This window comes from Halomonas sp. PAMB 3232 (assembly GCF_031954225.1).
Lineage (GTDB): Bacteria > Pseudomonadota > Gammaproteobacteria > Pseudomonadales > Halomonadaceae > Vreelandella.
In genome coordinates, this window is record NZ_CP134865.1 from 561,187 (window position 1) to 584,870 (window position 23,684).

Annotated in this window: 23 protein-coding genes; 21 read left to right on the forward strand and 2 right to left on the reverse strand. The window is 63.4% G+C overall.

The features are described from left to right. Positions 1-114 precede the first annotated feature (114 nt). Together RN346_RS02630 and RN346_RS02635 are read left to right on the forward strand one after the other, a co-directional pair. On the forward strand, positions 115-621 hold the full coding sequence (locus RN346_RS02630) for a DUF3087 family protein (RefSeq protein ID WP_311962028.1): 507 nt from the start codon (positions 115-117) through the stop codon (positions 619-621). 93 nt (positions 622-714) lie between these two features. Beyond that, positions 715-1,434, forward strand: coding sequence for an MliC family protein (locus RN346_RS02635; protein ID WP_263585160.1), 720 nt, complete (start codon positions 715-717; stop codon positions 1,432-1,434). Here the strand turns inward: RN346_RS02635 and RN346_RS02640 are convergent. Continuing rightward, on the reverse strand, positions 1,431-2,522 hold the full coding sequence (locus RN346_RS02640; RefSeq protein WP_311962029.1) for a metal-dependent hydrolase: 1,092 nt from the start codon (positions 2,520-2,522) through the stop codon (positions 1,431-1,433). The genes RN346_RS02635 and RN346_RS02640 overlap by 4 nt on opposite strands. A gap of 206 nt (positions 2,523-2,728) precedes the next feature. On the opposite strand from RN346_RS02640, the gene gloA reads away from it, so the two are divergent. The 19 genes from gloA (at position 2,729) to RN346_RS02735 (ending at position 20,814) form a co-directional block, all read left to right on the forward strand. Beyond that, positions 2,729-3,169 (forward strand): lactoylglutathione lyase, encoded by a 441-nt coding sequence (gene gloA / locus RN346_RS02645; RefSeq protein WP_311962030.1) that lies wholly within the window; start codon positions 2,729-2,731, stop codon positions 3,167-3,169. 12 nt (positions 3,170-3,181) lie between these two features. Continuing rightward, a complete protein-coding gene (locus tag RN346_RS02650; RefSeq protein ID WP_311962031.1) occupies positions 3,182-3,637 on the forward strand; it encodes an META domain-containing protein in 456 nt (151 codons plus the stop codon). Positions 3,638-3,765: 128 nt separating this feature from the next. Next, positions 3,766-4,488, forward strand: coding sequence for a mobilization protein (locus RN346_RS02655; protein ID WP_311962032.1), 723 nt, complete (start codon positions 3,766-3,768; stop codon positions 4,486-4,488). Next, complete coding sequence (gene cysQ / locus RN346_RS02660; protein ID WP_311962033.1) at positions 4,489-5,295, forward strand: 3'(2'),5'-bisphosphate nucleotidase CysQ; 807 nt, start codon at positions 4,489-4,491, stop codon at positions 5,293-5,295. It abuts the gene before it with no gap. Between the two features lie 235 nt (positions 5,296-5,530). Beyond that, a complete protein-coding gene (gene rpsT / locus RN346_RS02665; protein WP_263585154.1) occupies positions 5,531-5,797 on the forward strand; it encodes a 30S ribosomal protein S20 in 267 nt (88 codons plus the stop codon). Between the two features lie 70 nt (positions 5,798-5,867). Next, a complete protein-coding gene (gene murJ, locus RN346_RS02670; protein WP_263585153.1) occupies positions 5,868-7,439 on the forward strand; it encodes a murein biosynthesis integral membrane protein MurJ in 1,572 nt (523 codons plus the stop codon). A gap of 119 nt (positions 7,440-7,558) precedes the next feature. Next, on the forward strand, positions 7,559-8,662 hold the full coding sequence (ribF, locus tag RN346_RS02675) for a bifunctional riboflavin kinase/FAD synthetase (protein WP_311962034.1): 1,104 nt from the start codon (positions 7,559-7,561) through the stop codon (positions 8,660-8,662). A gap of 8 nt (positions 8,663-8,670) precedes the next feature. Next, positions 8,671-11,502, forward strand: coding sequence for an isoleucine--tRNA ligase (gene ileS / locus RN346_RS02680; protein ID WP_311962035.1), 2,832 nt, complete (start codon positions 8,671-8,673; stop codon positions 11,500-11,502). Next, positions 11,495-12,040, forward strand: a complete 546-nt coding sequence (gene lspA, locus RN346_RS02685; RefSeq protein ID WP_263585150.1) for a signal peptidase II — start codon at positions 11,495-11,497, stop codon at positions 12,038-12,040. The genes ileS and lspA overlap by 8 nt, the downstream gene beginning before the upstream one ends. A gap of 10 nt (positions 12,041-12,050) precedes the next feature. After that, complete coding sequence (fkpB, locus tag RN346_RS02690; protein WP_263585149.1) at positions 12,051-12,494, forward strand: FKBP-type peptidyl-prolyl cis-trans isomerase; 444 nt, start codon at positions 12,051-12,053, stop codon at positions 12,492-12,494. Positions 12,495-12,610: 116 nt separating this feature from the next. Beyond that, positions 12,611-13,600 carry a 4-hydroxy-3-methylbut-2-enyl diphosphate reductase gene (gene ispH / locus RN346_RS02695; RefSeq protein WP_311960072.1) on the forward strand — a complete coding sequence of 330 codons (990 nt, stop codon included), beginning with the start codon at positions 12,611-12,613 and terminating at the stop codon, positions 13,598-13,600. 61 nt (positions 13,601-13,661) lie between these two features. Then, a complete protein-coding gene (locus RN346_RS02700) occupies positions 13,662-14,081 on the forward strand; it encodes a type IV pilin protein (protein ID WP_311962036.1) in 420 nt (139 codons plus the stop codon). Then, positions 14,082-14,483 carry a prepilin-type N-terminal cleavage/methylation domain-containing protein gene (locus RN346_RS02705; RefSeq protein ID WP_311962037.1) on the forward strand — a complete coding sequence of 134 codons (402 nt, stop codon included), beginning with the start codon at positions 14,082-14,084 and terminating at the stop codon, positions 14,481-14,483. Further along, positions 14,480-14,950 (forward strand): prepilin-type cleavage/methylation domain-containing protein, encoded by a 471-nt coding sequence (locus tag RN346_RS02710; protein WP_311962038.1) that lies wholly within the window; start codon positions 14,480-14,482, stop codon positions 14,948-14,950. The genes RN346_RS02705 and RN346_RS02710 overlap by 4 nt, the downstream gene beginning before the upstream one ends. After that, complete coding sequence (locus RN346_RS02715; protein WP_311962039.1) at positions 14,937-15,410, forward strand: hypothetical protein; 474 nt, start codon at positions 14,937-14,939, stop codon at positions 15,408-15,410. The genes RN346_RS02710 and RN346_RS02715 overlap by 14 nt, the downstream gene beginning before the upstream one ends. Before the next feature lie 51 nt (positions 15,411-15,461). Next, positions 15,462-16,481: a tryptophan--tRNA ligase gene (locus RN346_RS02720; protein WP_311962040.1), complete on the forward strand. Its 1,020-nt coding sequence runs from the start codon at positions 15,462-15,464 to the stop codon at positions 16,479-16,481. Positions 16,482-16,653: 172 nt separating this feature from the next. After that, on the forward strand, positions 16,654-17,679 hold the full coding sequence (locus RN346_RS02725) for an AI-2E family transporter (protein ID WP_263585143.1): 1,026 nt from the start codon (positions 16,654-16,656) through the stop codon (positions 17,677-17,679). A 65-nt stretch (positions 17,680-17,744) separates the two neighbouring features. Beyond that, positions 17,745-18,971 (forward strand): YeeE/YedE family protein, encoded by a 1,227-nt coding sequence (locus tag RN346_RS02730; RefSeq protein ID WP_263585142.1) that lies wholly within the window; start codon positions 17,745-17,747, stop codon positions 18,969-18,971. Positions 18,972-19,137: 166 nt separating this feature from the next. Continuing rightward, complete coding sequence (locus RN346_RS02735; protein ID WP_311960083.1) at positions 19,138-20,814, forward strand: NAD-dependent malic enzyme; 1,677 nt, start codon at positions 19,138-19,140, stop codon at positions 20,812-20,814. A 113-nt stretch (positions 20,815-20,927) separates the two neighbouring features. On the opposite strand, the gene acnA is transcribed toward RN346_RS02735, so the two are convergent. Further along, complete coding sequence (gene acnA, locus RN346_RS02740) at positions 20,928-23,663, reverse strand: aconitate hydratase AcnA (protein ID WP_311962041.1); 2,736 nt, start codon at positions 23,661-23,663, stop codon at positions 20,928-20,930. Positions 23,664-23,684: the final 21 nt, after the last annotated feature.

The following is a 23,684-nucleotide window of genomic DNA, read 5'->3' on the forward strand; positions in this document are numbered from 1 at the left end:
CCGTCACGATCGATGAACGGGTGTCGGTTGAATCACCCCAAAAAGAAGATCACGCCATGACTTGTATGCCGTGGCCACTCTCTTATGATAGTGGCTATTTAACGGAGACAAGGCATGGCCTTTACCCTGCAAGCGCAAGACCCAAAGCGCTACCGGCGCAAGGCGCGCATGATCAGCGTCATGATGGTCGGTCAGCTGATTATTTTCAGTATGCTGTTTTCGCTGCTGTTGAGCTCGGTGATGGAAAGTAGCCTTTGGGCTCACGGTTTGGGAATCGCGCTGGGGCTTTTGGCTACCAGCGCGCTCTTTGCGGGTCTCAAGGAGCGGCCGTGGATGGGCGAAATCAGCTACGTCTGGCAGCTTAAAAACCATCTTTCGCGTATTCAGGGCTACCAGGCGTCGCTCGAGCGTGCGGTCGATGAGGACAATCGCGCCGCTCTCGATGTTTTAAGTTTCTACCACGAAGGCGTGGATCAGGTGGCCGCACTCAACGGCAAAGCGCCGGATCCTGCGCGCGTGGCACAAAAAGAGCGCGTACTGGAACGCCGCCAGGCGCTGGCGCTACCGGATCGCGTGACGGTCTTCGACCCCCACGATTTGAGTGCATTTACGCGCCGCTAGTCTCTTCAGGATGAACCCTTTTTTCATCCGCCCTTTTAAACGCCGATCCTGATAAAATTAGCCCTTCCTAAAAAAGCGTTACAGGGAACTTCAATGCTCGATTCAACACCGCTCAAGGCGCTTGGCGCCGCTTGCCTGGGGCTGTGGCTTGTCGGTTGTGCGACATCGCCGGAAAGCCAGCCGCCGCGCCCGGTGGCCAACAGCGACGCGCCGCTGCTGCCGTCGTCGCTTTTTCCCGGCAGCGCCGAGCGCTTCAGGGCTTGGCACTGCCAGCCCGCCCACCAGGATTTGATCAGTGCGGACAACGACCAGGTGCTCCGGCTCTGGTCGCTGCACGGGGCCTGGCGCTTGCCCCAGGCGGTGGTGGCCAGCGGCGCGCGCTATCAAAACGGCGATATCAGTTTTTGGGAGCGCGGCGACACCGCGCGGGTCGAAACGCCCCGCGGCCAGCTCGCCTGCAGCGCCGGTGGCGAGCGCCGGGCGATGACTCGGGCCGACAACCCCGGCGTGATGTTCAAGGGCGTTGGGACGGCGCCGGCCTGGGCGCTCACCCTTGCCCACGATACGCCAACCCTGACCGTGCAAGCCGGCGATAATCCGCCAGAGCGGCTGACCTACATGATCAGCACGCTGGATAACGACGCCGGCCGGGTGGTGCTGGAAAGCGCCGACGTGGCGCCGTTTTTCCGCGTGCGCATCGATGCCGGCGCCTGTTTTGACAAGACAAGCCGTGCACCGTACCCGGCCCGCGTGACCCTCACCTACCAGGGCGAGCAGTATAGCGGCTGCGGCCAGGGCATCGCGCCGGACTAATCCGTCACGCTCTCGGGGCGGCAGGCGTAGCGTTCCCCGTAAACGCGCCAGCTTTGCTCGATGAAGTCGCTGGCGCACAGCGCCTTCTCGTTGCCTACAATGCGGGCGAGCAGGCGCGACAGCGTCTGTGCGCTGAGTCCGCGCTGTGAAGGGAGCTGCTCACTTTCAGGCACTGCCTGCCACTCGCCGTTTTGGCGCGTGGCCAGGGTGAAGTTGAACGGGTGAAAGCCTGGAAATCCCAGCCGCAGGTCGGTGGCGATCAGCGTCTCGACGCCGTCGATGGGCTCGACCTCGTAGCGCAGGAAGGGGCCGCTGAACCAGGTCAGGCGCTGACCAAGCGCGCCGGATAGCGCCACCTCCTCGAGCGGCGCACGCTGACGCTGGAACGCCTCGAGACGCGGAGCGCTGTCGTCGTCGAACACGCTGACCAGGCTTTCAAAATAGCGCTCCCCCTCGATGGCCGTGGCGCGCCACAGCAGAATGTTGAACGGCGTGGGTTGGACGATCAGCGGCGCAGCATCGAGCCCGCGCGCCTCGAGCGCTGGTGCCAGGCGTATCTCGACCGACCACTTCATGCCCGCCGCCATCAGCAGATAGGCACACGACAGCGCAAGGCCAAGCGCGCAGTAGTGCACCACGCGGCGCGAGACGCAGGCGGCGACGAGGCCGCCCAACAGCGCCAGGCTGTAAAGCGGGTCGATGATGAACACGACCGGCCAGGCGACGGGCGGCGTATCCAGAGGCCAGAGCAGCTGCGTGCCGTAGGTGGTGAGCGAGTCGAGCAGCGGGTGAGTGATCAAGATCAATGTGAAAAAACACCACCAGCGGGTAAGGGATGCTCGGCCCGCAAGCGCGTAACGGCTTATCAGAGCAAGCAGTGTCCCCAGGCCCGTCAGCACGAACAGCGAGTGGCTGAACCCCCGGTGCTCGGTGACGTTGGCGATTGCATCGCCGTAGTCCAGCGCAACGTCCAAATCCGGCAGGGTGCCTAACAGCGCGCCGACCACCACCGCCTTGCGACCAAGGCGTCGGCCCATGACGGCGCCGCCCACTGCGGCGCCCAGCGCCGCCTGCGTAATCGAATCCACGGGGTTTCCTTTATGGCCTTCGAGAAAGGCTGGTTAAAAAAAGCTTAAGCGTAGCACCGCGCCGATGCGCCGCACGGTTTCTTCTTTTGAGAGGCGGTTGCATGATGCGCGCTCAAGGAAAAGCGCGGTGCCGCTTCATGAATTGCCCAATCGCCGCTATTCTGTTCCCGTTATCGTTTCAACTCGTGCTCGAAGGAGGGAATCTTATGCAGTTTCTACACACCATGGTACGCATCAGCGATATCGATGCCTCGCTTCACTTCTATTGTGACCTGCTGGGGCTCGAGGAAGTGCGCCGCAAGGAGAGCGAAAAGGGCCGCTTCACGCTGATCTTTCTGGCGGCGCGAGACGACGTGGGGCGCAGCGAGCGCCTGAGCGCCCCGGAGCTCGAACTCACCTATAACTGGGACCCGGAGGAGTACTCGGGCGGGCGCAACTTTGGCCATCTGGCCTTTCGCGTCGACGATATCTACGCAACCTGCGAGCGGCTGCAGAACGCCGGCGTCACCATCAACCGCCCGCCGCGCGATGGCCACATGGCGTTCGTGAAATCCCCGGACGGCATCTCCGTCGAGCTTTTGCAAAAAGGGGACGCCTTCGAGCCCCAGGAGCCCTGGGCTTCCATGGACAACAGCGGCAGCTGGTAAAGGACGTTATCGGTGAAAAAACATGTTATTGGCGCGCTTGCCGTCAGCGCGGCGCTGCTGTTGAGCGCGTGTAGCAGTGGCCCGGTTCAACAGGGCGGGTCGGCACCGGTCGCCAGTGGCGGGACGCTTTCGGGCCCGCTGGTCGGCACGCGCTGGAATCTACTGCTGATGGGGACCGACGAGCGCCTGTCGATGCCGCAAACGGCGTTTTTCCAGATTGGCCGCGACGGGCGTATTACCGGAAGCGACGGCTGCAACAACTTTCAGGGCAGCGTGAGCCTCGGTGAGAGTCAGCGCATCGAGGTGGGCGAGCTTTCCACCACGCGCATGGGCTGCGCCGAGCTCGATGATGCTCGCCGCGTGACCGGTATGCTCGAAACCGCCTACCGCTACCTGATCGATCACGACCGGGTGGTCTTTTTTGGTCCGGACAGCCGCGTGCTGGGCGGCTGGCGCAAGGCCAACTAACGCCGACCGGGTGGCCGATGTTTTGTCGTCGGATATAAATGTACGCCAGGCACGAAGTAGTGAAGGCGCGGCGCGGTTTTTTTGCTAAATTCGCGATTGGGTTCGGTTTTCATCAGAGACGAGTAACGATGGCCTGCGTACATTTTATCGGTGGTGAAAAGGGGGGCGTGGGCAAATCGATGACCGCGCGCGTGCTCGCGCAGTACTACATCGACCACGACCGGGCATTCATTGGCTTCGATGGCGATGCCTCTCACAAGACGTTCTCACGCTTTTACGCGGACTACGCCTCACCCGTGATCGTCGGTGATGACGAAAGCATGGACGGCGTGCTGATGGCGGTGGAGGCGGATCCCGAGCGCGACCTGATCATCGACCTGGCCGCGCAGTCGTCTCAGGCGCTGGGCCGCTGGCTCGATGAAACCGATGTGTTCGCGCTGCTCGACGAGCTCGGTGCACGCGTGCAGTGGTGGCACGTCATGGATGATGGCGCCGACTCGGTGGCGCTGCTGCAAACGCTGTTGAAGCGCCTTGGCGATCAGCCGGTGAGCGTGGTGGTGGTTCAGAACCTGGGCCGTGGCGAGAGCTTCGAGCGTTTTCGCCAAAGCGAGGCCTGCCGCCAGGCGCGGGCTCAAGGCGCGCAGCTGATCGAGCTGCCAAGGCTTCACGCCAAGCTGACTCAGAAAATCGACTTCAACGACAGCAGCTTCTGGGCGGTGGCCAATGATCGCCGCCTGATGAACATCGCTGAGCGTCAGCGCATGAAAGTGTGGCTGCGCCAGGCCTATCGCGAGCTCGATGACGTGGTGGCCCCAAGCCCTGAGCCGGCATCAAATATCGGGGAAGCGTAGATGCAAGGCGCCCAGCCCACCCTTGACCGGGCGCTGCTCGAGGCCATCGATGAGCTCGCCCGGGAGGCGGGCCAGGTGATTCTTTCGGTCTACCGCCGGGAGATCGACGTCACGCTGAAAGCGGATCAAAGCCCGCTGACCGAGGCGGACCTTCGCGCCAACGAGGTGATCCTGGCGGGGCTTGCCCGATTGACGCCACAAACGCCGGTGCTTTCTGAAGAGAGTGTGGAGCGCTTTGAAGGGCCGGGGGTGGAGGGCACCTACTGGCTGGTCGACCCGCTCGATGGCACCCGCGAGTTCATCAAGCGCAATGATGAGTTCACCGTCAACATCGCCCTGATTCATCAAGGCGAGCCAGTGCTTGGGGTGGTGGTGGCCCCGGCGCTTGGCAAACGCTACCTGGCCGGGCGTGGGCTGGGCGCGTTCAAGGTCGAAGGCGAGGGCATCTGGCAGCCGATTCGCTGCGCCGAGTTCGATGCGGCCCGGGGCTATCGGGTGCTGGGCAGCCGCTCGCATCAGGACCCGCGATTGAAGGCCTGGCTCGCCTCGCTCGGTGAGTGTGAACTCACCCCGCTTGGAAGCTCGCTCAAGGCCTGTCTGATCGCCGAGGGGCGGGCGGATGTCTACCCGCGCTTCGGGCCGACCAGCCTTTGGGATACCGCTGCCGCCCAAGCGGTGGTGGAGCAGGCCGGCGGGATGATCGTCGATGAAGCCGGTGAAGCGCTTGGCTACCACACGCCGGCAAGGCCTTTGAACCCCAGCTTTTTCGTCTGGAGCCAAAGCGCGCGCGAGCACTTTAACGCTTGACAAGCGCTGGCACGACCGGGGCAGGTGTGATAGGCTACGCCATCCTCTCAGGCAGCTAAGACAGAAAAAGCGTGGGAACGAGCGGGCCAGGGCTTGCCGTTACACGTTTGGCAGAGCGAAACGCCTGCAAAATCAGTTGGTTGTTTAGGTAATGTCGAGGTTGGCGTTAGTCACTCGACAACATATAGTTAATTCGTTGCCGTTCAGGCAACCTTTATTCTCCAAGGAGATACCAGTGGCGAACAGCAAGCAAGCTCGCAAGCGCGCCCGCCAGGCCGAGACACGTCGTGCCCTGAAATCCAGCCAGCGCAGCATGGTCCGCACCTACATCAAGCGTGTGATCAAGGCGATTCACACCGGCGACCATGGCAAGGCAATGGAAGAGTTCAAGCAGATGCAGCCGGTCGTCGACCGCATCGCTGACAAGGACGTGCTGTCCAAGAAAAAGGCCGCTCGTCTGAAAAGCCGCTTGAACAAGCGAATTAAAGCGCTGGCAGCGTAAGCCGGCAGCGTCTTGAAAAAACCGGCTACGGCCGGTTTTTTTGTGCCTGTATACGTCCAGGGATAACGCGATGACGGACTCCTCTCCCCAGCAAGCCGCGGCCCCCCGGCGCACTCTGATGCGCTCGGGGCTGATCGTCAGCGCCATGACCATGCTCTCCCGGGTCATGGGGCTGGTCCGCGACGTCGTGGTGGCCACGTTTCTCGGCGCCGGCAGCGGGGCGGATGCGTTTTTCGTCGCCTTCAAGATTCCCAACTTTCTGCGTCGGCTGTTTGCCGAAGGCGCGTTCAACCAGGCCTTCGTGCCGGTGCTCTCCGAATATTCGACGCGGCAAAACCGCGAGGAGATCCGCGAGCTCTTGAACGCGGTAGCGGGAAGTCTTACCGCGCTGCTGGCGCTGATTACCGCGCTGGCCATGCTGTGCGCGCCCTGGCTGATCTGGCTGTTCGCGCCGGGCTTCGGCCGCGACCCGGAAAAGCTCGCGCTCACTGCGGACATGCTGCGCCTGACCTTTCCGTACCTGTTGCTGATTTCGCTGACCGCTTTTTCTGGCTCGGTGCTCAACACCTGGAACCGGTTCGCCGTGCCGGCGTTTACGCCGGTGCTGCTGAATCTCTCGCTGATCGGGGCGGCGCTTTTTTTGATGCCGCTGATGGAAGAGCCCGCCATGGCCCTGGCCTGGGGCGTGCTGATCGCGGGGTGCGCCCAGCTCGTTTTCCAGGTACCGTTTCTCTACCGGCTGGGGCTTCTGCCCACGCCCTGGCCCAACTTCGCCCACGACGGGGTGAAGCGCATCCTGAAACTGATGGCGCCGGCGCTGTTCGGCGTGTCGGTATCACAGATCAACCTGCTGCTGGATACCGTGCTGGCCTCGCTTCTGGCCGCGGGTAGCGTCTCCTGGCTCTACTACTCGGACCGGCTGGTGGAGCTGCCGCTCGGGGTCTTCGGCGTGGCGATCGGCACGGTGATTCTGCCGGCGCTCTCCAAGCGCCACGCGGAAAAATCAGGCGGCCACTTCGCCGCCATGCTCGACTGGGCGATTCGCGTGGTGCTGCTGCTGGGCGTGCCGGCCGCACTGGCGCTGGTGGTGCTGGCCGAACCGTTTTTGATCACGCTGTTTCACTACGGCGCGATGACCGACAGCGACATCCAGATGTCCGCCATGAGCCTTCGCGCCTACGCCGTGGGGCTCGTCGCGTTCATGCTGATCAAGGTGCTGGCGCCGGGCTTTTTTGCTCGCCAGGACACCAAAACGCCGGTCAAGGTCGGCATCGTTGCCATGGTCGCCAACATGGTCTTCAACCTGCTGTTGATATGGCCGCTGGCTCACGCGGGGCTGGCGCTGGCAACGGCGCTGTCGGCGTTTCTCAACGCCGGGCTTCTGGGCTATCTGCTGTATCGCGAAAAGGTGCTGGTGTTTCAGCCCGGCTGGGGGCGCTACGCGATCCAGCTCATCGGCGGAAGTGCGCTCATGGGCGCCGCGCTCTATCTGCTTACGCCGCCCTGGCAGGCGTGGCTCGATTTTAGTCTGTGGACGCGAATTGGTTGGGTGGCGGGATTGATGGCGCTCGGCGGCGGGCTCTATTTTGCCTGGCTTGCCGCCTGGGGGCTGCGCCTTCGCCACTTCCGGCTTTCAAGCTGAGCGGGCGGGGCAATCGTAACTGCACCTTCACCGCGCGTTCGTTATAATCAAGGGCTTTGTTGACACAAAAGCATCTTCACCCACGCGTTGACTGGCACGCTTCAACCGAAAGAGGGGCCATGCACGTTATACGAGGTCTGCACAATCTGGGCGCAAGCGAGAGTGGCTGCGTGGCGACGATCGGTAATTTCGACGGCGTGCATCGCGGCCATCAGGCGATCATGGAGCAGTGCCGCGAGCACGCCGCGCGCCTGGGTCTGCCGCTGACGGTGGTAGTGTTCGAGCCTCAGCCGCGTGAGTACTTCGCCGGCGAGCAGGCCCCGCCCAGGCTTACCCGTCTTCGCGAAAAGGTGCGCCTTTTGGGCCAGCACGGCGCCGAGCGGGTGCTGTGTTTGGCCTTCAACGACGCCCTTCGAAGCCTGACCGGGCGTGAGTTCATCGATCGTGTTCTGATCGAAGGGCTCGGCGTGAAGCACCTGGTGGTGGGTGACGACTTTCGCTTCGGCTGCGACCGGCGCGGCGACTTCGCGCTGCTCAAGGCGGTGGGCGACGAAGAGGGCTTCGCCGTCGAGCACACGCGCACCTTCACGATAGAGGGTGAGCGCGTCTCGAGCTCCCGGGTGCGCACGATGCTCGCCAGCGGCAACTTCGCCGCCGCCCAGTGTTTATTGGGCCGGCCCTATTCGGTGTCTGGGCGCGTAGTGCGCGACCAGCAGCTTGGGCGCACCATCGGCGCGCCCACGGCGAATTTGCCGCTGTTGCCGCAGCCGCTGACCCTGCGCGGGGTGTTCGCCGTGATCGCGGAGCTTGCAGACGGCCGCCGTTATTCGGGGGTGGCCAATGTCGGCTTTCGCCCGACCGTCGGTGCCAAGCGCCCGACCCTCGAGGTGCACCTGTTCGACTTCGAAGGCGACCTGTACGGGCAGCGGCTCACCGTTTACCCCTGCGCACGACTGCGAGGCGAGGTGAAGTTCGACGACTTTGGCGCGCTAAAGGCGCAGATTCAGCGCGACCAGGCGCGCGCGCGACGCTATTTTGCCTCCGGCGAGACTGCCTCGTCGGGCGCCGCAGGCACCGCTGAGGCGGATGTCACATCATCGGTTTCGAGCGCGCCTTTTGACGGCGGCGCGCTCGAGGCCTGGCTGGCTTCGGCCCCGCTCGGGCGAGAGGCCGCTTCTTCTGATTTCTCTTCGGCGGGCGACGCCGAGGCTAACGACGGCTGACCGGACCTATGGACTACAAGCACACGCTCAATCTGCCCGATACCGATTTCCCCATGCGCGGCATGCTGCCCAAGCAGGAGCCGGGGCGGGTTTCCAAATGGCAGGACATGGATCTCTACCAGCGCCTGCGCGATGCCCGCGCAGGCTCCCCGCTGTTCGTGCTGCACGATGGCCCTCCCTACGCCAACGGCAGCATCCATATCGGTCACGCCGTCAACAAGATCCTGAAAGACATCATCGTCAAGTCGAAGAACCTCGCCGGCTTCGATGCGCCTTACGTGCCGGGCTGGGACTGCCACGGCCTGCCCATCGAGCACAAGGTCGAAACCACTCACGGCAAGCATCTCTCGCCGGAAAAGGCCCGCGAGCTCTGCCGCGAATACGCCGGCGCTCAGATCGAAACCCAGCTCACCGATTTCGTGCGTCTGGGCGTGATCGGCGACTGGCATCACCCCTACCGCTCGATGGACTTCGTCAACGAAGCCGGCGAGATCCGCGCGCTTGCCGAGATGGTCGAGGCGGGTTACGTGTTCAAGGGCTTGAAGCCGGTCAACTGGTGCTTCGACTGTGGCTCGGCGCTCGCCGAAGCGGAAGTCGAGTACCAGGACAAGAAGTCCGATGCCATCGACGTCGCCTTCCCGGTGGACGACGCGGACAAGCTGGCCGCGGCCTTCGGACTGGAGGCGCTTTCCAAGCCCGCCGCCGTGGTCATCTGGACCACCACGCCCTGGACCATTCCCGCCAACCAGGCGCTGAACGTCCACCCGGAGTTTACCTACGCGCTGGTCGACACCGGCGAGCGCCTGCTGCTGCTCGCCGAGGAGCTGGTCGAGAGCTGCCTCGAGCGCTTTGGTCTGGAAGGTGAGGTAATCGCGACCGCGAAGGGCGAAACGCTCGACCTGATCGACTTCCGCCATCCGCTTTTTGATCGCCGCTCGCCGGTGTATCTGGCCGACTACGTCGAGAGTGAGGTCGGCAGCACCGGGATCGTCCACTCCGCGCCGTCCTACGGTGTGGACGACTTCAACACCTGCCGCGACTACGGCATGGAGTTCGACGACATGCGAAACCCGGTGCAGAGCAACGGCGTCTACGTCGATGATCTGCCGATGTTCGGCGGGGAGATGATCTGGAAGGCGAACCCGAAGATCGTCGCCGCACTTGCGGATGCCGGCGCGCTGATGGCGCATACGCCGATCACCCACAGCTACATGCACTGCTGGCGCCACAAGACGCCGGTGATCTACCGCGCCACGGCGCAGTGGTTCGTGGGCATGGACATCGAAGGCCGCGACGGCAAGACCCTGCGCGAAAAGGCGCTCGAGGGTATCGAAGCCACCCGGTTCACACCAAACTGGGGCCAAGCGCGGCTTCACAGCATGATTGCCCACCGCCCGGACTGGTGCATCTCGCGCCAGCGCAACTGGGGCGTGCCGATTCCGTTCTTCCTTCACCGCCAGACCGGCGAGCTTCACCCCAACACCGTGGGCCTGATGGAAGAGGTCGCCAAACGCGTGGAAGAGGGCGGCATCGACGCCTGGTTTGGCATGGACGCTCTAGAGCTTCTCGGCGCCGAGGCCGATGAGTACGAGAAAATCACCGACACGCTGGACGTGTGGTTCGACTCCGGGACCACCCACCGCCACGTGCTCCGAGGCTCGCACCCGCACGGTCATGAGTCCGGCCCGCGGGCGGATCTGTATCTCGAAGGCTCGGATCAACACCGCGGCTGGTTCCACTCATCGCTTCTGACCGGCTCGGCCATCGACGGCCACCCGCCGTACCGCGAGCTTCTGACCCACGGTTTCACCGTCGACGCTCAGGGGCGCAAGATGTCCAAATCGATCGGCAACGTGGTCGCGCCGCAAACGGTGATGGACAAGCTCGGCGCCGACATCCTGCGTCTGTGGACCGCGTCCACCGACTACTCCGGCGAAATGGCGGTGTCCGACGAAATCCTGAAGCGCACCGCCGACGTTTACCGGCGCATTCGCAACACCGCGCGCTTTTTGCTGGGTAACCTGACCGGGTTCGAGCCGAGCCGCGACATGGTGGCGTTCGACGACATGATCGCGCTGGATCGCTGGATCGTCGACCGCGCCGACCAGCTCCAGGCGCGCATCCAGACCGCGTATGACGAGTACCGCTTCCGCGACGTCTATCAGCAGGTGCATGACTTCTGCGCCCGCGATCTGGGTGGCTTCTACCTGGATATCATCAAGGATCGCCAGTACACCACCCAAGCGGACTCGCTGGCGCGGCGAAGCTGCCAGAGCGCGCTGTATCACGTGATCGAAGCGCTCTCGCGCTGGGTCGCGCCGATTATCTCCTTCACCGCCGAGGAGATCTTCGAGCATATCCCGGGTGAGCGCGGCGACAGCGTGCTGCTCGAGACCTACTACGAGGGGCTCACGCCGCTTTCCGACGATGCCGAGATGGGCCGCGAGTTCTGGGAGCAGGTGCTCGAGGTCAAACAGGCGGTCAACAAGCGGCTGGAAGAGGCGCGCGGCGAGGGCACCATCAAGGGCTCGCTGGATAGCGAGGTAACGCTCTATGTCAGCGACGAGCTCGAGGCGCTGCTTGCGCGCCTGGGCGACGAGCTGCGCTTCGTGCTGATCACCTCGAACGCGACGCTCAAGCCGCTGACCGAGGCCGAGGCGGGCGCTCACAGCGAGCTCGAGGGATTGAAGGTCGCCGTGGCGCCGAGCCCTCATGAGAAGTGCGAGCGCAGCTGGGAGCGCCGCCCGGACGTGGGTAGCCACCCGGAGCACCCGACGCTTTGCGAGCGCTCGATTTTGAACCTGCCGGACGGCCCTGGCGAGGTCCGCCGCTATGCCTAACGCAACTCAAGCGCCGGCGGCGGAAAGGGCGCCGATGCGCCGGCCGCTGCGCTTTTTATGGATCGCCGCGGCGGTCATCGCGGTCGATCTGTTGACCAAGTACTGGCTCAGCCACGCGCTGGATTACAACGCGCCGGTGCAGGTACTGCCGTTTTTCGATCTGCGCCTGATGCACAACTTCGGCGCGGCGTTCAGCTTTCTGGCCGACCACCCGGGCTGGCAGCGCTGGTTCTTCGCCATCATTGCGGTCGGCGCGAGCGTCGCGCTGACCGTCTGGCTTTCGCGCATCCGCCGCGATGAAAGAATTCTGGCCGTGGCGCTGCCCTTGATCATCGGCGGGGCGCTGGGCAACCTGTACGACCGGCTGGTCCACGGCTACGTGGTCGATTTTCTCTCCTTCCACGTCGCCGGCTGGTACTACCCGGCGTTCAACGTGGCCGACATGGGCATCGTGATTGGCGCTGCGCTGTTGATCTGGGAGTCGATCATGGGCGATCGGCGGCGCAAAAAGGCCGCTGTCAACGAAACCACCCACTAGCGAGAAGCGCATGGACTACGTCATCGACGAGGGTATGGAAATTACCCTGCATTTCACCCTGAAGCTCGAAGACGGCACGGTGGTGGACTCGACCAAAGAGAAAGCCCCGGCCACCTTCGTCTTCGGCGACGGCAATTTGCCGCCGGGTTTCGAGCACCCGATCAAGGGGCTCGCACCGGGGCAGAGCGGCACGTTCGAGATCACCCCGGAGCACGCCTTTGGCCAGCACAACGCGCAGAACATCCAGACGCTCAAGCGCGCGGATTTTGGCGACGAAGAGCCGGAGATCGGCATGGTGATGTCCTTTGCCGACAAGGCGGGCACCGAGCTTCCCGGCGTGGTCAAGACCATCGACGGTGACCGGGTCGAGGTGGACTTCAATCATCCACTGGCCGGGCGTACACTGACCTTCGAGGTCGAGGTGCTCGAGATTCGCCCCGCGACCACTCACTGACCCGCATCGCCCGCGCACGCGTCGATCGAACGCGATGAGCCGGGCGCTGTCTCAATGCATCAAGAGCCGCGAGCCACTATTCACTCAGCGATGCGCTCACGCATCAAGGCGCTACCATGAACGCACCCGAAACCGAGTCTCAAACGACGCCGATCACCATTCAGTTGGCCAATCCGCGCGGCTTCTGCGCCGGGGTGGATCGTGCCATCGACATCGTCAACCGGGCGCTCGACGTGTTCGGCCCGCCGGTCTACGTGCGCCACGAAGTGGTCCATAACAAGTTCGTCGTGGATTCGCTTCGAGAGCGCGGCGCGGTGTTCGTCGAAGAGCTCGACGAGGTGCCGGACGACGTCATCGTGATCTTCTCCGCCCACGGTGTCTCCCAAGCGGTGCAGGAAGACGCCGACCGCCGGGGCTTGAAGGTGTTCGACGCCACCTGCCCGCTGGTGACCAAGGTGCACATGGAAGTGCTGCGCTACGCCAAGCGCGGCCAGGAGTGCATTTTGATCGGCCACGAAGGTCATCCCGAGGTCGAGGGCACCATGGGCCGCTACGATACCTCTTTTGGTGGGCGCATTTACCTGGTCGAGGACGAGGAGGACGTGGCGAAGCTCGACGTGGCCGACCCGTCGACGCTCTCGTTCGTGACCCAAACGACGCTGTCGATGGACGATACCGCGAAGGTGATCGACGCGCTGCGCGACAAGTTCCCCGAGATCCAGGGCCCGCGCAAGAACGACATCTGCTACGCCACGCAAAACCGTCAGGACGCGGTGCGCGACCTGGCGGCGCAAAACGATCTCATTCTGGTGGTGGGCAGCCCGAATAGCTCCAACTCCAACCGCCTGCGCGAACTCTCCGAGCGGATCGGCACGCCGGCTTATCTGATCGACAACGCCGATCAGATCGAGGGCCACTGGCTCGACAACGTTTCGCGTATCGGCGTGACCGCTGGCGCCAGCGCGCCGGAGGTGCTGGTCAAGGGCGTGATCGAGCGGCTCAAGTCGCTCGGGGCGACGGACCCCTCAGAGCTTGCCGGCCGTGAAGAGACCATCGTGTTCTCGATGCCTAGGGAGCTTCGTGATCAGGTGATCGCAAGCGGCTAATGCGTTCAACGCCCGTTTTAGCCATACTTAAGGTATGGGCTAACTAAAACGAGGCGACCCCGTGACCAATCGTTTTGACCCACGCGCCGGCGCCACGTTGCGCCCGCGCGGTTTCACCCTCATCGAAGTACTCATCGTGGTAGCGATCGTCGCGATCCTCGCGGGCATCGCCTATCCAGGCTATCAGCGCTATACCCAGAACGCGCTTCGCACCGATGCCCAGGCCGGGCTTTTGAGCGCCGCCGCCGAGCTCGAACGCTGCTACGCCCGTCTCTACAGCTACGACAACGGCTGCGCCATCCCTGATACCTCCCCCGATGGCCACTACGACATTCTACGAACCCCCGGCAATACGAATGCGCAGGCGCCGGACTACGACGGCGGTTTTCTACTGACGGCCACGACCGAAGAGAACGACGGCTGCAGTGAGCCGCTTACTCTGAACGCGCTCGGCGAGCGTCACCCCGAACGGTGCTGGTGAATGAGCACCGGTCAGCGTGGCTTTGGGCTCGTCGAGTCGCTGGTCGCGCTGCTGGTGCTCTCGCTTGGGCTGGTCACGATCGCTGCGCTACAGCTGAAATCGCTGCAGGGTGCCCACGAGGGCTACCAGCAAGCGCTTGCAAGCGTTGCCGCGCTGGATGCCCAGGAGCGGCTCTGGGCTGAGTACCGTCGCGCGCCGGCCTGCGCCGACATGGCTATCGGTCAGGTCGAGCGCCGCTGGCGCCAGTACTGGTTCGATGAGGGCGAGGCGCTGCTTGCCGGTGACGCCCTGGGCGCGATCGAGCGTCAGGGCTGCGCGTTTATGATCACCGTGACGCGCGTGTCGTTTGTCCCTGCGACGTATCGGCTCGAGCTGCCTGCCCGGTCGGCGGAGCGCCCATGAACGGGCAGCGAGGTTTGACGCTGGTGGATGCGCTGGTCGCGGTGGCGCTTTCCAGCGCCGTGGTGCTTGGCGCCGGGCGGCTTTTGCTGTCGAGCTTTCACACCTTCGAGCAGGTGGACCGGCTGGGTCGCCAGCAGCAAACTCTCATTTATACCGCCACGGCCATGGCCGACCGGCTGCGGCGCCCGAGTGACTTTAGCGCGCAAACCGCAGCGGCTTTTCACCTTGTGTGTCGCGGCGAGCCGGGTGAGTGTCGCTGTACCGTGCAGGACCGCGAAGAGGCCCAGCCGCTGGTCTCGTTCGACAGGCTCGGGCCAGGCGCCTGCGCGCAAACCGGTGCGCTGGTCGAACCCGTTCATAACGGCGTGTTTCGCGTTGCCCTGCCACTTGGCCCCAACGGGCAGCAAATTGCCTTTCATGTCACCCAGCGCCCATTTGGGCTGGCGAGTACCGATGCGCTGCGCTGAGACTACCTCCGTCCTTGGCCGCCAGCGCGGTGCGGCGCTGGTGGTGGTCATGGTCGTGTTGACCGGCGCGCTGATGCTCGGCCTCGTTGGCGTTCAGTCGGCGCTGGTCGACCAGCGCCAGGCCGCCAACTACCGCGCCGCGCTCAAAGCGCACATGCGCGCCGAAACTGCCGCCGCGAGAGCGCTTTCCGCCGTTGATACGCTCGACTGGCACAATGCCCCCAGGCTCGAACCGGGTCAAAATGCTCGCTGGCCGGTAGTCACCGCACACCCCACGGCGGTGCATCGCTGTGTCGAGGGTTCGTGTCTTTATCTGCCCGTGATGCGGGGCGCCGAGCGCTGGGTGCTGGCACTTGGCGTGAGCCGTGCGAGTAACGGGGCGCTTGCCGCACACAGTGCGCCGATACTGCTGCGGGTCGACGAAGAGCGCGAGCCCGGGGCGACGTTTTCGTGGGATTGAGTGTACAATCGAACCACTTTCGAATTTTTATGACGCTGGATCGATCACACCATGAGCAACGCCAAAACCCGTGTGCTGACCGGGATTACCACCTCCGGCACGCCCCATCTGGGCAACTACGTCGGCGCCATCAAACCGGCCATCGAGGCAAGTCAGGATCCGAACGTGGAGCCGTTCTACTTCATGGCCGACTACCACGCGCTGATCAAGTGCCAGGACCCCAAGCGGGTGCAGCAGTCGCGCCTGGAGATCGCCGCGACCTGGCTGGCGCTGGGCCTCGATACCGATAACGCGGTCTTCTACCGCCAGTCGGACATTCCGGAAATTCCCGAGCTCATGTGGATGCTCTCCTGCGTCTGCGCCAAGGGGCTGATGAACCGTGCCCACGCCTATAAAGCGGCGGTGGCGGATAACGAGGAAGCGGGCAACCAGGACGCCGATAAAGGCGTGACCATGGGGCTGTTTGGTTACCCGGTGCTAATGGCGGCGGATATCCTGATGTTCAACGCCCACAAGGTGCCGGTCGGGCGCGACCAGATTCAGCACATCGAAATGGCGCGCGACATCGCTGGACGCTTCAACCACCTTTATAAAGGCAATTACTTCGTTCAGCCCGAGGCGGTGGTGGACGAAAAAACCGAAGTATTGAAGGGCCTGGACGGGCGCAAGATGTCGAAAAGCTACGACAACACCATTGCGCTGTTCGCCCCGGAGAAAAAACTCCAGAAGCTCGTTCGCAAGATCAAGACCAACTCGCTGGAGCCTGGCGAGCCAAAGGACCCGGACACCTGCACGCTGTTTCAAATCTACGCGGCCTTCGCAAGCGCCGAGGAAGCGGCTGCGATGCGCGAGCAGTACGCTGCCGGCATCGGCTGGGGCGATGCCAAAAATCAGGTGTTCGACTACCTGAATGCACACCTGCAAGCGCCCCGCGAGCGCTACTCGGCGCTACTCGAAGACCCGGGCCATATCGAAAATGTATTGCAAAAGGGCGCCGAGCGCGCCCGCGAAGAGGCCACGCGCACCATCGAGACGCTGCGCTCGGCAATGGGGCTGGGGCGCTTTAGATAAGCGTATCACCGCCCGAATATCGCGCAAGCGATAGGCTCTGCCGCCAGGCAGGGCCTTTTTTAGCGCCGTGCCTAACCGTTTCGTGGCGCATAAGCTACAGTCAGGCGACAAGGATGCCGTGAGTCGGGCGCTTTTCGTCCTATGGGGCAACGCATTGACAAGGAATGAGTAAATGCAATCGACGTACCGTCATCAAACGTTTACCGAAAAAGCCATGATCGTACTGGCGCTGGCGGTCGTGGCGCTGGTGCTCTGGAAACTCGTGGGATTGCTGCTGCTGATCTTCGGCGCGGTGGTCGGGGCCTGTATTCTGCAAACCTGCATGAATCCGCTGCTCGATCGAGGTATGCCGCGCTGGCTGGCGCTATTGATCGTGGTGGTCGGCCTGATACTGCTGCTGGCCGGTATCAGCCTGGCCTTTGGCTCTCAGGTGACCTCGGAGCTCGAGTCGCTGACGTCGCTGCTGCCCGACGCCTGGCAGCAGCTTAGAGAGCGCCTTCAGGATACGCCGCTGGAACCCTTGATGGACAACGCCGGCGAGCGCGCCGGGTCGATGTTCGAAAACGGCATCGCGCAGTTCGGCATGGTGGTGGTTTCCATGGGCGGGAGTCTGGTGAACTTTTTTGCCCTGTTCGTGGGCATGATCTACTTCGCTGCCCAGCCGCAGGTGTATCGCCACGGACTGCTGCTGCTCGCGCCGATCAAGAGTCGCGACAAACTGGCCGGTGCGCTGGATGCCAGCGGCAAGGCGCTGCGACATTGGCTCGGTGGGCAGCTGATCGCCATGGCAAGCACCGGTTTTCTGGTCGGGGTGAGCATGTGGTTGATCGGTGTGCCGGCCCCACTCGGGCTTGGGCTGATTGCCGGGGTGCTGGATTTCGTGCCGCTGGTCGGGCCCTTGATCGCCGCGGTGCCGGCACTTTTGCTCGCCTATACGGTCAGTCCCCAAACCGCGCTGTTCGCGCTGATCGCTTACGTGATCATCCAGCAGATCGAGGGCAACGTGCTGCAGCCGCTGGTGCAGCAGCACGCGGTAAGCCTGCCGCCGGCGATGCTGCTGTTTTCGCTCTTCGCTGCCAGCACGCTTTTCGGCGTCGCCGGGGTGCTCCTGGCCGCACCGCTGACCGTAATCGGTTTCGTGTTGATCAACGAGCTCTACGTTCAGCGCGAAGAGGGTGATCACAATCCTGTCGAGTAGGCCAGCGCGCTACCCGGTTTTATAATCAGCGCTTGCAATCAACGCTTAACCATCGAGGGTGCCTCATGTCGACCACGTCTGCCTCACCGGAGGCCGAAAAACTCTCCAACAAGTACCGGGTGCCGCTGCTCGCCATGGCGGCGACGGTACTCGGTGCGCTATTGATCGGCGTGTTCTTTAGCGCCAATACCGGGCTTTTGATGATCATCGGCGCGCTGTTTGGCGTCGTGCTCTACCACGCCGCCTTCGGTTTCACCGCGGCCTGGCGGGCCTTCATCACCGAGCGTCGCGGCCGAGGCTTGCGCGCTCAGATGGTCATGCTCGCCATTGCCGTCGTGCTGTTTTTCCCTGCCCTCGGCGCGGGGTCGCTCTCCGGCACGCCGGTGGCCGGTTTCGTTGCGCCCATCGGCGTGTCCGTGGTGGTCGGCGCGTTCATTTTCGGGCTCGGCATGCAGCTCGGTGGCGGCTGTGCCTCGGGAACGCTCTTCACCGCCGGCGGCGGCAACGCGCGCATGCTGATCACGCTGCTGTTTTTTGTGGTCGGCTCGGTGATCGGCACCGCCCACTTCGCCTGGTGGCAGAGCCTGCCGGCGTTCGCGCCGGTATCGCTGGTGGAGGTCGCGGGCCCGAGCGTAGGTATCGCCATTAGCCTGGTGATCTTTGCCGCGATCGCCGCGACCACGCTGGTGCTGGAGCGCCGCCGCCACGGCCAGCTCGAAAGGGCGCCGGCGGTGACCCGGCCGCTGCGCGAGCGTTGGCTGGCAGGACCCTGGCCCTTGTATGCCGGGGCCGTAGCGCTGGCGCTTTTGAACTTCGCCACGCTGGCGCTTGCCGGCCGTCCCTGGGGCATTACCTCGGCCTTCGCGCTGTGGGGGGCGAAGGTGTTCGAATTCATCGGCGGCGATGTCAGTCAGTGGGGTTACTGGCAGTCCGCGTCCAACGAAGCGGCGCTCAACGCCAGCATCTTTTCGGACATCACGACGGTCATGAACATCGGCATCATGCTGGGGGCGTTGGCGGCGGCGCATCTGGCCGGGCGCTTCGCGCCGAACTTCAATATCCCGATTCGCTCGGTGGTGGCGGCGATTCTCGGCGGGCTGATGCTTGGTTACGGCGCGCGGCTCGCCTTTGGCTGCAACATTGGCGCCTACTTCAGCGGCATCGCCTCGGGTAGCCTGCACGGCTGGGTCTGGATGGCAGCCGCCTTCGCCGGCAACATGCTGGGGGTCAAAATGCGGCCACTGTTTTTCGCCGGGGTAGAAGGGCGCAAGCCGAAGGCGAAAACCGCCTGACGCTAACTGATTGATGTCTCGTGCCTCGCTAAAAAAGCGAGGCATTTTTTTGCGCCAGATGGGTGCGCGTGCCACCTTTGTCGTAGTAGCGTGGTACATTACGCCGTCATACTGTAAACGCTTGATATTGCTGCGCTGCAGCAGTAATGGACGAGAAGAGAGCCCCATGACTGAAAGCAAACGCCCCTTGTACATTCCTTACGCCGGTCCTTCCCTGCTCGAGATGCCGCTATTGAACAAAGGCAGTGCGTTTACTCAAAAGGAGCGACTCGCGTTCAACCTGATTGGTTTGCTGCCGCAGAAGGTCGAGACCATCGAGGATCAGCTCGAGCGCAGCTACCGCCAATACCAGCAGTGCCATAATGATCTGGACCGCCACATTTTCCTGCGCGCGATCCAGGATGACAACGAAACGCTCTACTTCCGGCTGGTATCCGAGCATCTCGAGGAGATGCTGCCGATCATCTATACGCCGACGGTCGGCAAGGCGTGTCAGGAATTTTCCAATATCTATCGCAACCACCGGGGGCTTTTTATCAGCTACCCGGATCGTGAGCACATGGACGACATCCTGCGCAGCGCCACCAAGGACAACGTCAAGGTGATCGTGGTCACCGACGGCGAGCGCATTCTGGGCCTTGGTGACCAGGGCATCGGCGGCATGGGCATTCCGATCGGCAAGCTGGCGCTTTACACCGCTTGCGGCGGGATCAGCCCGGCCTATACGCTGCCGATCATGATCGACGTGGGCACCAACAACCAGGCACTGCTGGACGACCCGATGTACATGGGCTGGCGCCACGAGCGGGTCGGCCAGGACGAGTACGACGCCTTCATGGCGGACTTCATCGCCGCGGTCAAGCGCCGCTGGCCCAACGTGCTGCTGCAGTTCGAGGACTTCGCCCAGGCCAACGCCGTGCCGCTTTTGGAGCGCTACCGCAACGAGCTTTGCTGCTTCAACGACGACGTCCAGGGCACCGCCTCGGTGGTCGTGGGCACGCTGATGGCGGCCTGCCACGCGCGTGAAGAGAGTATCGCCAAACAGCGGGTAGTCTTCGTCGGTGGCGGCTCCGCCGGCTGCGGCATCGCCGAGCAGGTCGTGGTCGCGATGCAGGCCGAAGGGCTATCGGAGCGCGAAGCGCGCGAGCGGATCTACGTCATCGACCGCGACGGATTGATGACCTCGGATCAGAGCTGGCAGCGTGATTTCCAGCGCCGGCTGGCCCACGACCCTTCGCTGGTCAAGGACTGGAACGGTCAGGGGCTCGAGGAGACCATTGCCCGAATCAAACCGACCGTGCTGATCGGCGTGTGCGGCCAGCGCGGTATCTTCACCGAGCAGGTGGTGCGCACCATGCATGCCGGCTGTGAGAATCCGGTGATCATGCCGCTCTCCAATCCGACCTCTCAGGCAGAAGCGTTGCCGGAAGACGTGATTCGTTGGACCGATGGCCAGGCGCTGGTCGCCACCGGCAGCCCCTTCGCGCCGGTGGTGCACAACGGGCGCACCTACGCGATCGCCCAGTGCAACAACGCCTACATTTTCCCCGGCATTGGCCTTGGCGTGGTCGCGGCGAAAGCCCACCGCGTGACCGACGAGATGCTGATGAGCGCCTCCCGGGCGCTGGCGCGCGAAGCGCCGCTGGTCAAGGAGGGTAAAGGGGCGCTTTTGCCGCCGCTGTCCAGAATCCGCGAGATCAGCCAGTCGATCGCTTTTGAAGTGGCCGCTACCGCCCAGCATAACGGCGTGGCGCTGACCACCAGCGGCACTCAGCTTCGTCACGATATCGAAAGCGCGAGCTGGGACCCGGACTACCGCGAGTACCGCCGCCGCGCCGTTTAAACCTTCACGCCGCGCAGGCCCCCGCGCCGCTGCCCTGGCAGCGGCGCTTTTTTAGGGGCGAAAAAAAGCCCCCACCAGGGTGGGGGCATGCAAGCATTGGGTTCATCTACTGCTTAGGCTGCGCCGATCATCTTGCGCAGCACGTAGTGAAGAATACCACCATGGCGGTAGTACGCCAGTTCGTTCACCGTATCGATACGGCATTTCGCCTCGAGGGTGCGCTCACCGTCGCCGTTTTTGATCGTGACCTTCACGTTCGAGCCCGGGCTCAGATCGGAAAGGCCCTCGATCGATACCTCCTCATCGCCGGTCAGCCCCAGGCTCTGGCGGCCTTCCCCTTCCGGGAACTGTAGCGGTACCACGCCCATGCCGATCAGGTTGGAGCGGTGAATACGCTCGTAGGACTCCGCCAGCACCGCACGTACGCCGAGCAGGCGCGTGCCCTTGGCGGCCCAGTCGCGGCTGGAACCCGTGCCGTACTCCTTGCCGGCGATCACGACCAGCGGCGTGCCTTCTTCCTGATACTTCATGGCCGCATCATAAATGGCCATCTGCTCGCCGCTCGGCACGTGGCGGGTTTCGCCGCCGACCACGCCGTCGAGCATCTCGTTTTGAATACGCACGTTGGCGAAGGTGCCGCGCATCATCACCTCGTGGTTGCCGCGCCGCGAGCCGTAGGAGTTGAAGTCCACCGGCTTCACACCATGCTCCTGCAAATAGCGCCCGGCGGGGCTGTCCGGCTTGATCGAACCCGCCGGCGAGATGTGGTCGGTGGTCACCGAGTCGCCCAGCATCGCCAGCACCCGGGCGTTTTTGACGTCTTCGGTGGGCTCAGGTTCGCGGCCCATCCCCTCGAAAAACGGCGGATGCTGAATGTAGGTGGACTCCGGCCATTCGTACACCTGACTTTCCGGCACGTTGATCGCTTTCCAGGTCTCGTCACCTTCGAACACCTCGCCATACTCCTTGCGGAACATGTCGGTGTTGACCTTCTCGACCGCCTCGGCGATTTCGGCCTGGGAGGGCCAGATATCCTTCAGATACACCGGGTTGCCGTCGCCGTCATCGCCAAGTGGTTCATCGACCAGATTGCACTGCACGTTGCCGGCCAGGGCGTAGGCGACCACCAGGGGCGGTGAAGCGAGCCAGTTGGTTTTCACCAGCGGATGCACACGGCCTTCGAAGTTGCGGTTGCCCGAGAGCACCGAAGCCACGGCCAGGTCGCCTGAGTTGATCGCTTTTTCGATCTCCTCGGGCAGCGGGCCGGAGTTGCCGATACAGGTGGTGCAGCCGTAACCCACCAGATTGAAGCCCAGCGCGTCCAAATCCTCGTTCAGATTCGCCGCGGCCAGGTAGTCGGTGACGACCTTGGAGCCCGGCGCCAGGGAGGTCTTGACCCAGGGTTTGGTTTCCAGACCTTTCTCTCGCGCCTTGCGCGCCAGAAGGCCGGCGGCCATCATCACGCTCGGGTTGGAAGTGTTGGTGCAGGACGTAATCGCGGCGATCACGACCGCCCCCGGGTTCAGGCGGAAACTCTGGCCGTTGTAGGCCACGTCTTGGCTGTCGTTGTGCTCGAAGCTGCGCTCGAGGCCCACCGCGGTCTGGCCACCTTCCGAGGAGAACTTGCCGGTTTCGGTGTTTTGCTCGAGCTTGCCGTCGTCTTCCATCACCTTGTTGAAGGCGTCGGGCAGGTTCTTGAGCGATACGCGGTCCTGCGGGCGCTTGGGTCCGGCCAGGCTCGCCTCGACGGCGCTCATATCGAGGCCCAGGGTGTCGGTAAAGACCGGCTCGTCGCCGGGTTCGCGCCACAGCCCCTGCTCTTGGCAGTACGCTTTGACCAGCGCGATCTGGTCGTCTTCACGGCCGGTCAGGCGCATGTAGTTCAGGGTTTCGTCGTCCACCGGGAAGAAGCCGCAGGTCGCGCCGTACTCCGGCGCCATGTTGGCGATCGTGGCGCGATCCGCCAGCGGTAGATCCTTCAGGCCGTCGCCGTAGAACTCGACGAACTTGCCGACCACGCCTTTCTTGCGCAGTATTTCGGTGACGGTCAGCACCAAGTCCGTTGCGGTAATGCCTTCCTGCAGCTTGCCTTCGAGCTTGAAGCCGATGACTTCGGGAATCAGCATCGACACCGGCTGACCCAGCATCGCGGCTTCCGCCTCGATGCCGCCCACGCCCCAGCCAAGTACGCCAAGACCGTTGATCATGGTGGTGTGCGAGTCGGTGCCGACCAGCGTATCGGGGAAGGCGTAGGTTTTGCCGTCTTCTTCCTTGGTCCAGACCGATTTGCCCAGGTACTCCAGGTTGACCTGGTGGCAGATACCGGTGCCCGGTGGGACGACCTTGAAGTTGTCGAAGGCCTGCTGGCCCCAGCGCAAAAACTCGTAACGCTCGCGGTTGCGCTCCATTTCGATCTCGACGTTCTCATCGAACGCCGTGGCATGACCGAACTCGTCGACCATGACCGAGTGGTCGATGACCAGATCCACCGGCGAAAGCGGATTGATGCGCGCCGGGTCCTCGCCGAGCTTTTCGACCGCGTCGCGCATCGAGGCCAGATCGACCACGCCGGGCACGCCGGTGAAGTCCTGCATGAGAACGCGTGCCGGACGGTAGCCGATTTCACGGCTCGATTTGCCCTCTTTCTGCCAGTCGACCAGCGCCTGCAGATCGTCGTTGTCGACGCTTTCGTCGTCGCCGAAGCGCAGCTGGTTTTCCAGCAGGATTTTCAGGGTCTTGGGTAGCCGTTCAATATTGCCAAGCGACTCGGCCGCCTTGGGCAAGCTGTAGTAGGCGTAAGAGCGGCTGCCTACCTCCAGGGTGCTGAGCGTATCGGGGATCTTGCTCATTCCATGCTCCTCTACTTGATG